This is a genomic window from Ohtaekwangia sp., assembly GCF_036786105.1.
In the GTDB taxonomy this organism is placed as follows: Bacteria; Bacteroidota; Bacteroidia; order Cytophagales; family Cyclobacteriaceae; genus Ohtaekwangia.
In genome coordinates this window covers 1-8,154 of sequence record NZ_DAIQRQ010000089.1, presented here as the reverse complement: position 1 = coordinate 8,154, position 8,154 = coordinate 1, and the positions used below count along the sequence as shown (strand labels likewise).

At 45.3% G+C, this 8,154-nt stretch carries 4 protein-coding genes; 2 read left to right on the top strand and 2 right to left on the bottom strand.

Annotation, left to right across the window (positions count from 1 at the left end; genetic code table 11):
• On the bottom strand, positions 1–793 hold a 793-nt coding region (locus V7Q33_RS21895), incomplete at its 3' end, for an acyltransferase family protein (protein WP_333821270.1).
• Positions 794–814: 21 nt separating this feature from the next.
• Positions 815–1,405: an ankyrin repeat domain-containing protein gene (locus V7Q33_RS21890; protein WP_333821269.1), complete on the bottom strand. Its 591-nt coding sequence runs from the start codon at positions 1,403–1,405 to the stop codon at positions 815–817.
• Positions 1,406–1,654: 249 nt separating this feature from the next.
• On the opposite strand from V7Q33_RS21890, the gene V7Q33_RS21885 reads away from it, so the two are divergent.
• Together V7Q33_RS21885 and V7Q33_RS21880 are read left to right on the top strand one after the other, a co-directional pair.
• Positions 1,655–3,739, top strand: a complete 2,085-nt coding sequence (locus V7Q33_RS21885) for a helix-turn-helix domain-containing protein (protein WP_333821268.1) — start codon at positions 1,655–1,657, stop codon at positions 3,737–3,739.
• A gap of 89 nt (positions 3,740–3,828) precedes the next feature.
• Complete coding sequence (locus V7Q33_RS21880; RefSeq protein WP_333821267.1) at positions 3,829–7,863, top strand: gliding motility-associated C-terminal domain-containing protein; 4,035 nt, start codon at positions 3,829–3,831, stop codon at positions 7,861–7,863.
• Positions 7,864–8,154 lie beyond the last annotated feature (291 nt).

Here is an 8,154-nt window from a genome sequence, read left to right as displayed (position 1 = left end):
AGGCCAGCATCGCGAATATCCACAGATCAGATTCCACCACCAGTTGATATAGCGGCACCTGCATGTTAGGTTGAAGTAGCCGAATGATAAAAAGAATAGTCGCGGTGATCGGGAATAGCCACCGCCATCGCAGCAACATATTCCAGAATGCTTCGCCGCTGAATACAAAACAAAATCCGAAGAAGAAGGCGAGAAGACCGAGAAAGAATCCATGCCACGTCATCGCGTATAGTTCGTACGGAAAAGGTTTAACGATGAGGGCTTCTCCTATAAATGCGCCAATCACTACCAATAATCCGAGTGGATTACGGAAGAGCTTCTTTATACCCATCGCTATTTTACCCGATTCATTACGCTTCAGGTAAAATAATAAAGGCGATAAGAGTAATACATACACAAATATATTTCCGAGAAACCACAGATGGCCCGGGTTGGGGGCATAACTAACTGGGAAATGATAGTACGCTTGCCAGAGATATACATGTATAGGAACGATCAGAAAAATGCCGACTATAAAGGGAAGCAGTATTCGCTGTGCACGTTCGGCAACAAGCTGCTTCCAGTTTCGCGACTGCATAGCAAAGCAAATACCCATACCCGACACAAAGAACAGTAACGGTATACGCCAAATGTTGAGCATCGCCATGGGTGCCCAAAGAGCAACCCATGGTTTTGAATTTGAAATAAAGGCAAGCATCATTCCCCACGGCTGAAAACCAATCGCTACGTGATAGAGTAATAACAAACCAATGGCTATTACCCTGATCCAGTCTATATCATACCTTCTGTTCATAGTGAGTATTGTTTGATTTTTTTACTTCAGCATTTTGGCAATCACCGGTCTGGTTTGTTCGATGTAAGCAAAGTCGAGTTTCAATCCCATGGGTCCGAGCATTTGCGCCATCATATCGTAAGCACCTTTTACTTCGCTGAAGGGTGCCGCTACACTTTCGTAAGGAGTCGCGCCAAAGCGGTTCTTAATGGTTTTGTTGGCGCCTTTGTCCAGCAGCATCTTTACTATATCCGGATGGCAGAAAAATGCAGCGGTATGAAGCGGGGTAGAGCCGTCATTATTTTTGAAATTCAGATCGGCACCGGCATCGATCAATATTTTGGCGATATCCGATTTGCCAAAAACAGTTGCACTGATGAGAGGACTCGACCCGCCAAACGGATCTTTCTCGTTGATGTTGGTACCGGCGGCAATGTGCTGTTTAATCGCCTCTACATTTCCGGTAACTACGGCCGTATGTATATCGACAGCCGGAGCGGCAGGTTTGGTCGTGGCCGATGTGGATTGTTTGGCAGACGACTGCCCCTTGCTACCGCACGATAGAAGAAGTAATGCCGTAACGAATAGTAATGCATGGATGCACGCTGCGAATGGAATGCCTGACTTTTTCATAGTTCTTAATGGTTTAAAGTTTGTTGTTTTTCGATGACGTAAAGAACGCGTTGTCCGGTGCGATGGGCTAATAAGCTTTGCGGAGAAAACCGTCAACTTTGCGGATGATGCTATAAACTATGACGCAAGGGTATAAATTATGACGCATCAGTTAGGATTAAAATGGTAAATTCGGCTCTAAATGAGGTTTAACAGAACGCTGGTCAGAGCCCAAATAGAAACATCAGTTACTACATTACGCAATTAACAATGCCCGAAACTCCCCTCGTTGAGAATGAATTTGTGAATCAGTTGGTAGTCCTCATCGAGCAAAACCTGGCGAATGAGCAGTTTGGTGTTTCAGAGCTTGCCGACCAGATGAACATGAGCCGGTCGAACCTGCTGCGGAGGGTAAAGAAAGAAACCAACCTGTCGGTGAGCCAGCTCATCAGCCAGGTGCGATTAAAAAAAGGGATGGAGTTGTTGCGTACCTCAACCCTGAATGTCTCGGAAGTTTCGCACCAGGTAGGGTTTAACAGCACCTCTTATTTTATAAAATGCTTTCGCGAATATTATGGCTATCCGCCCGGAGAAGTGGGCAGACACGATGATGCCAAAGAGCCGGAGCAACCAGAAGTGACAATCACTAGACCTTCTGCTTCATCTTCCCGCCGAAACCGGAATGTACTTTGGGTAAGTGTAGCCGCCCTGATTGTTGCTGGTGGTATAGGCTGGTATATCTATAGTAAATTTTGGGCAGGTGCTGTGCTGCCGGCTGAAAAATCGATCGCGGTGTTGCCGTTTAAAAATGAAAGCAGCGATTCTGCCAATATATACCTCATCAATGGGTTGATGGAATCGACACTGAATAACCTCCAGAAAATACGCGAGCTCAAAGTAATCAGCCGTACATCGGCAGAGAAATACAGGAATACTACCAAGTCGATTCCGGAGATGGCGCAGGAGCTGAATGCTAATTATTTTATTGAAGGAAGCGGCCAGAAGGTAGGCGATGAGATACTGCTGCACATTCAATTGATCGATGGCCGTAGCGACCGACACCTGTGGAGCAAGCAGTATAAACGACAGGTGAATGATATATTTACCTTACAGGAAGAGATTGCTCAAAATATTGCCGAAGAGATCCAGGTAATTATTACTCCCGATGAACAACAGCGCATCGCCAGGCGACCCACCGAAAACCTGGAAGCATACGATTTATACCTGAAGGGACGCAACATGTTTCGCTACCGCGATCATGAGAGTCTCAAAAAAGCCGAAGCATATTTCAATGACGCCATTGCGCTCGACCCGCAGTTTGGACTGGCTTATGCTGAAGCAACGATAGCCTATTATTACCTGGATGCTTTTCAAAGCAACCCTCAATATACAGACAAGATCAGCAACTATTCTGATAAGGCCCTGCTGCTGGAACCTAAGGCTGCTGAGAGTTTAATTGCAAAAGGATTATTCTATCAACATAAACATGAATACTCGCAGGCGGCTCCCTATTTTGAGAAAGCGCTCGAGTATAATCCCGGTTCGGCCGTAGTAGTTCATTTTCTTTCAGAATACTATAACATCTATAATCCCAACACGGCTAAGTATATAAAGTATGCGCTGATGGGTATTGGTTTCGATAAAGGTTCAACCGACTCTATTAATTTGAGCTATCGATACCTGCAGTTGAGCAACGCGCTGTTGCAAACCGGGTTCTTTGATGAATCCATGAAGTATATAGATAAGTCACTAGCATATAATCCTAAAAATCCGTTCGGCTATATTCAGATCTTTATACGCTATGCCAAAGATCATGACATGAACCAAGCCAAAGCCAGCCTGGAGGAAGAATTCAGGAAAGACACCACACGCCTCGATGTGATCGACCAACTGGCCAGTATGTGCTATATGATGAAAGACTATAAAGAATCGTACAAGTATGTGGAAAAGTTCAATCGCATACGCGACAGTCGCCAGCTCGATATATACAAGAACGAAGACCTGAAGATTGCTATCGTGCTGGAAAAAATGGGCATGAAAGACAAAGCAAAACCGTTTGTAACCAGCTATAAAAACTTTGCCGACACCGATGAGTCTATCTACAAAGACCTTTTCCTCATGATGTACTATGTATACCAGAACGACACACCAAAAGCACTGGCACACTTCCGCGCATTCTCCGAGCAGGAAAATTTTCAGTATTGGGTACTGCTGCTTGTTGACGAACCATCCGTAGAGCCTCTTCGAAACAACCCAGAGTTCCGGCAGATCATGAAAAAAGTAGAAGACAAATTCTGGTCTACACACAACCGGGTAAAGCAGGAGTTGGAGGAGGAAGGATTGTTGGGAGGGTGAATTGATTTAACTGCCTTTACTTTTATGGCTACTGGCTGTCTTCTCTATTCTGTATTTTTGTATCTTGCGGGTTCGTACGCTAATATACTATGTCACCTATCCTGCCGTTGATGCGTTGCATTCTTTGCGCGCTTTTTGTCTTTTTTTCCTTAGCAGCATTCTCACAATGCTGGACAAATCCAAAAAAATTAGTACCGACCAAGGCATTCAACACTTCTGAGGCATTTGGACAATCTGTTGATTACGAAGATAATATCGCGGTTGTAGGCGCGCCTCGTAGCGACACTCTCAGGACGCTATCGGGTGCGGTTTACGTTTTTGAATTTAAAAATGGCAACTGGGAAAAGATTGCATCTCTCACAGCTTCTGATCACCGGAAGTATCAAAATTTTGGTGCCCAGGTTCTAATACAAAACGATCGGATTTTCGTGGCAGATCCCGGAAGGGACAATGGAGGTGGGAATAAGGGCGCAGTGTATATCTACGAGAAACCCTCCACGGGATGGCACGACATGACAGAAACCTCTATGCTTACTCCTGTGCATCCATACTCCTACCACTTTGCCGCTTCCATGGATATATTCAAGAATAAACTCTTGGTAGGCGCTCCCTATACCATCAATGAGAACAACGTGAACGTGGGAGCAGCATTTCTTTTTGAGCTACAAGGAAATACATGGGCACAAGTGGCCACTTTCAAATCGCCGCATACTATGACATCCACATTCGGCAGCAACGTAGCGCTTGGAGAAAATATGGCTGTAGTAGTTGCTGACGAAGAAGGACGTGCCACATATACCGCTATCGGAGCAACCTACGTCTTTGAAAAAAGTGCTGGCTCTGCGTGGACCGATAGTTACCCTATAGCACGACTCACAGAAAGCTCGGGGAAAGAAACGATAGCCTATCTTGGTCGCGGACTGTGCATTGATGAATCGCGAAATACCATCTTTGTCACCCAAATGATCTGGAAGGAAGCTGACGAAATGAGGGCTGTCGAAGTATATCAAAAACCCATTACCGGGTGGGCAGATATGACCGAAACACATGTTTACCTCGAATCAGAAACATCGCAGGTATATAACCAGATCCTGCGATTCGATGAGCCCTACCTTTACTACAGTGGAGGGCCACAGGTTGAAATATTTGCACCAAGCAGTGACAATGAATGGACTCTGACCAGTGTGGTAGGAACATTAAAGAATACAGACTTTAATCTGCAAAAACAATTCGGCTCGAGTCTTTGCGCTGTTAACGGTCACGTGTTGGTATCAGCACCGTCTCAGGTAATTATTGATCGCGATAAGCCGATTGCACCGTCTGCGCCAGCGGTCTATGAATTTATTCGTCCCACAAGTGGTTGGGCTACAAGCGACAATTCTGAGTCTCATTCTCTTGTCTATATGCCGACAACGGCCACGGATTACTTTTTTGGATACGATGTTGATATTGACGGAGACATTGCCATTGTAGCGTCACCCTACGATAATGTAAACAGAACAGGCGCGGGTGCTGTATATGTATATCACCTGGAGAATTACCAATGGAACAAGATTGCCATACTTACACAATCGGATGGCGAGCCTTACGATAATTTCGGTCGAAGTTTATCAATCAGTGGTGATTACATTGCCGTAGGCTCTTCAGAAAAAGCCTACCGGGATGAAGATGGTAAGGTAGTAGACTTTAATCTTGGTGCCGTGTATATATTCAAAAAGCCGGCCTCTGGCTGGACCAATATGCATGAATCCTATAAGATTATACACAGCGAAGGGAAAGTGGACTATTCGGAAGTCAGTTATGATAGTGATGATGATTATTTTGGCGTAGAGGTTGAACTCGCCTATCCCTATCTGGCGGTTGCCCGTTATCAGGAAAACTCGCGCCCCAACACTGGCTCAGTATTCCTGTTCAATCTCACCGGAGACAATGCTGTGCTTGAAGCAACACTCAATCCTTCAATCCGAAGCGATGTCAATAATTTCGGCACATCGTTGTGTATCCGCGACAGCGTCATCGCGATAGCCAGTGGAGGAGCCTCGCGTGGCTGGATGTTCGATGGAAGTTATGTTTTCATGTATAAAAAGACAGGGGCAAAGTGGAAGGATGCAACTGAATCCGGCTTGTTGATTCCGTCTGACAATGGAAGCACGGGGTACCTGTCCGGCATTGCCTTTGGCGAAAGCATCGACATGACAGATGACGGGTCCGTAGTCATTGTGGGCGCACCGGGTTGGTTCGATGGCGTCATTTTCAACACCCTGGATTATTTTAAAGGGGCAGCGTACATCTTCGAAAGACCGGCGAATGGATGGAACGATGTGATCTACGAAAAAGCAAAGCTTTCTGTGCCCAATCAACCGGCCTATGGATGTATGGGCGTATCTGTACACATCGAAGATCGTTATGCGATCGTTGGCTCCCCGCAGAACTATTGGCATACCTACGGATCGCAAAATCCAGGACCTGGCAGAGCCTACTTCTATCAAAAGCCAGCGGACGGCTGGAAATATAAGTTGCCCGATGTTACCATACAGGGAGATGAGTCCGGATCAGACTTGTCTGACTATTTTGGGTCGTCTGTAGAAGGCGTATCGGGATATATAATGATCGGCGCTATTGCTGATGACAATCAGAACAGCGTAGATGCAGGGTCAGTATATGTTTATACGGAGTATCCCTTCCTCAACCCACTGCCAAGCGTATTTTGTGAAAAGGGCAGCCCACCCGTACAGCTTACTGCAAAACCCTCGGGTGGCGTGTGGGAAGGTCCAGGTTTTACGAATCCATCAGACGGTATTTTTAATCCCTCGCTGGCAGGTCCAGGGCAACATAAAATCAGTTACAAAGTAGACGGATGCAGTGCATTTAATACTTTGATAATCAAAGTAGCAAAGGTTCCCGATCCCATGGAGCTCATCGGTCGCGACAGTCTGTACTTTTGTGGCAAGCGTACCGTCAGACTCGTGACGCCGCAGAAAGACGAATTTGATTACGCCTGGTCTTACAGCGAAAATGGTGGCGCCTATATTGCCGTGGGTGCAGATACTTCCGTTATTGAAGCAGACAAACGAGGGTATTATAAAGTAGAGGTTACTGGTGGCTGTGCCGCTGCATCTGGTGTTGTTTGGGTAGGTGACATTTTTCCAAATGGAGGGGATGATTTTTCAGTATGTTCCAGAGATAAACCATATCAGCTAATGGGCAATTATTCATCCGGAACCTGGTCGGGACCAGGAATATCACTTGCCGGATTATTCAATCCGAGGACTGTGAAACCAGGCGTGTATGAACTCCAGTATACCGTAAGCCTACTGCCAGGCTGCGATTATAAAGACATAGTGAAAGCCAGTGTGTCATCTCCACCTAATGTGTCGATTCAATCGGACGACCCCAAATCTATTTGTTACCAGGGAAAAGCCAAGCTTACAGCAACCGCCCTGCCAAAAGCTCAGTATACCTGGTCTTATGGTGCTGATGCTCATAACATTACTCATATAGATGGTAATAGTAACGAGCTTTTTGCCCAAGCGTATGGATTATACAAAGTTGACGTTACAGACGGAATATGTTCTGCAGACGCCTTTTACGACCTCATTCAACCGCCCTTTCAGCCAAAAATTTTGCCTGTATTTGATTCTGTTTCATTTTGCACCGGCCAGTCGGTAGTTCTATCGGCAGAATCAATTCCAGGTGCACGCTATATTTGGAAGCAGTATATAAATAACACCGAGGAGGTAATGCGGGAAAGCACAGGGGCGTTTTCAGAAATAATCCAGAAGTCGGGTAAATTTAGATTACAAATTGAAAGCCATGGTTGCATGTTCGAAAGCATGGACATGGTAGCCTGGAAGATTCCTGGTGATAGCGTATTTGTTCCAAACGTTTTTACTCCCAACGGCGATGAAAAGAATGATAACTTCGAAATCTATGTCGAAGGCATAGACCGGTATCATATCAGTGTGTTTAACCGCTACGGAGAAGAAATCTGGGCAGGACAAAACGGAAGCGCTCCCTGGAATGCTGCCGACACGAGTTCTGGTGTATACTTCTGGCTACTCTCTTATGATTCATCGTGCGGTTCGCGTAAAGTATACAAGGGCTGGGTGCATGTACTCAAATAGCAACAAAATTCAGAATCAACTCTTGCGTTCATGGAAGCTTTAATTGTTCATTCCAAAAACTGTCTTTAAGAAACTTTAAAATGTAAAGCCTTTTCGCGTGTTTACGTTAACATAAAGCACCCGAAATGCGCTTTAATATCTCGTTAAGAAATGAATACCTGCAATGATATTGCTATCGGACAGACGTCAATTTCTGTAGAATAATTTAGCCGATTCAATTTTTGAGTTTAAGCCGCTATACTTTTTGTTGCCGTCTATAAATTCAATTTCTACAAAGGGTTCCTTTTTTAC

Coding starts and splice junctions, on each gene's coding strand:
- V7Q33_RS21890 (WP_333821269.1), bottom strand. CDS start 1,405: ATGAAAAAGTCAGGCATTCCATTCGCAGCGTGCATCCATGCATTACTA.
- V7Q33_RS21885 (WP_333821268.1), top strand. CDS start 1,655: ATGCCCGAAACTCCCCTCGTTGAGAATGAATTTGTGAATCAGTTGGTA.
- V7Q33_RS21880 (WP_333821267.1), top strand. CDS start 3,829: ATGTCACCTATCCTGCCGTTGATGCGTTGCATTCTTTGCGCGCTTTTT.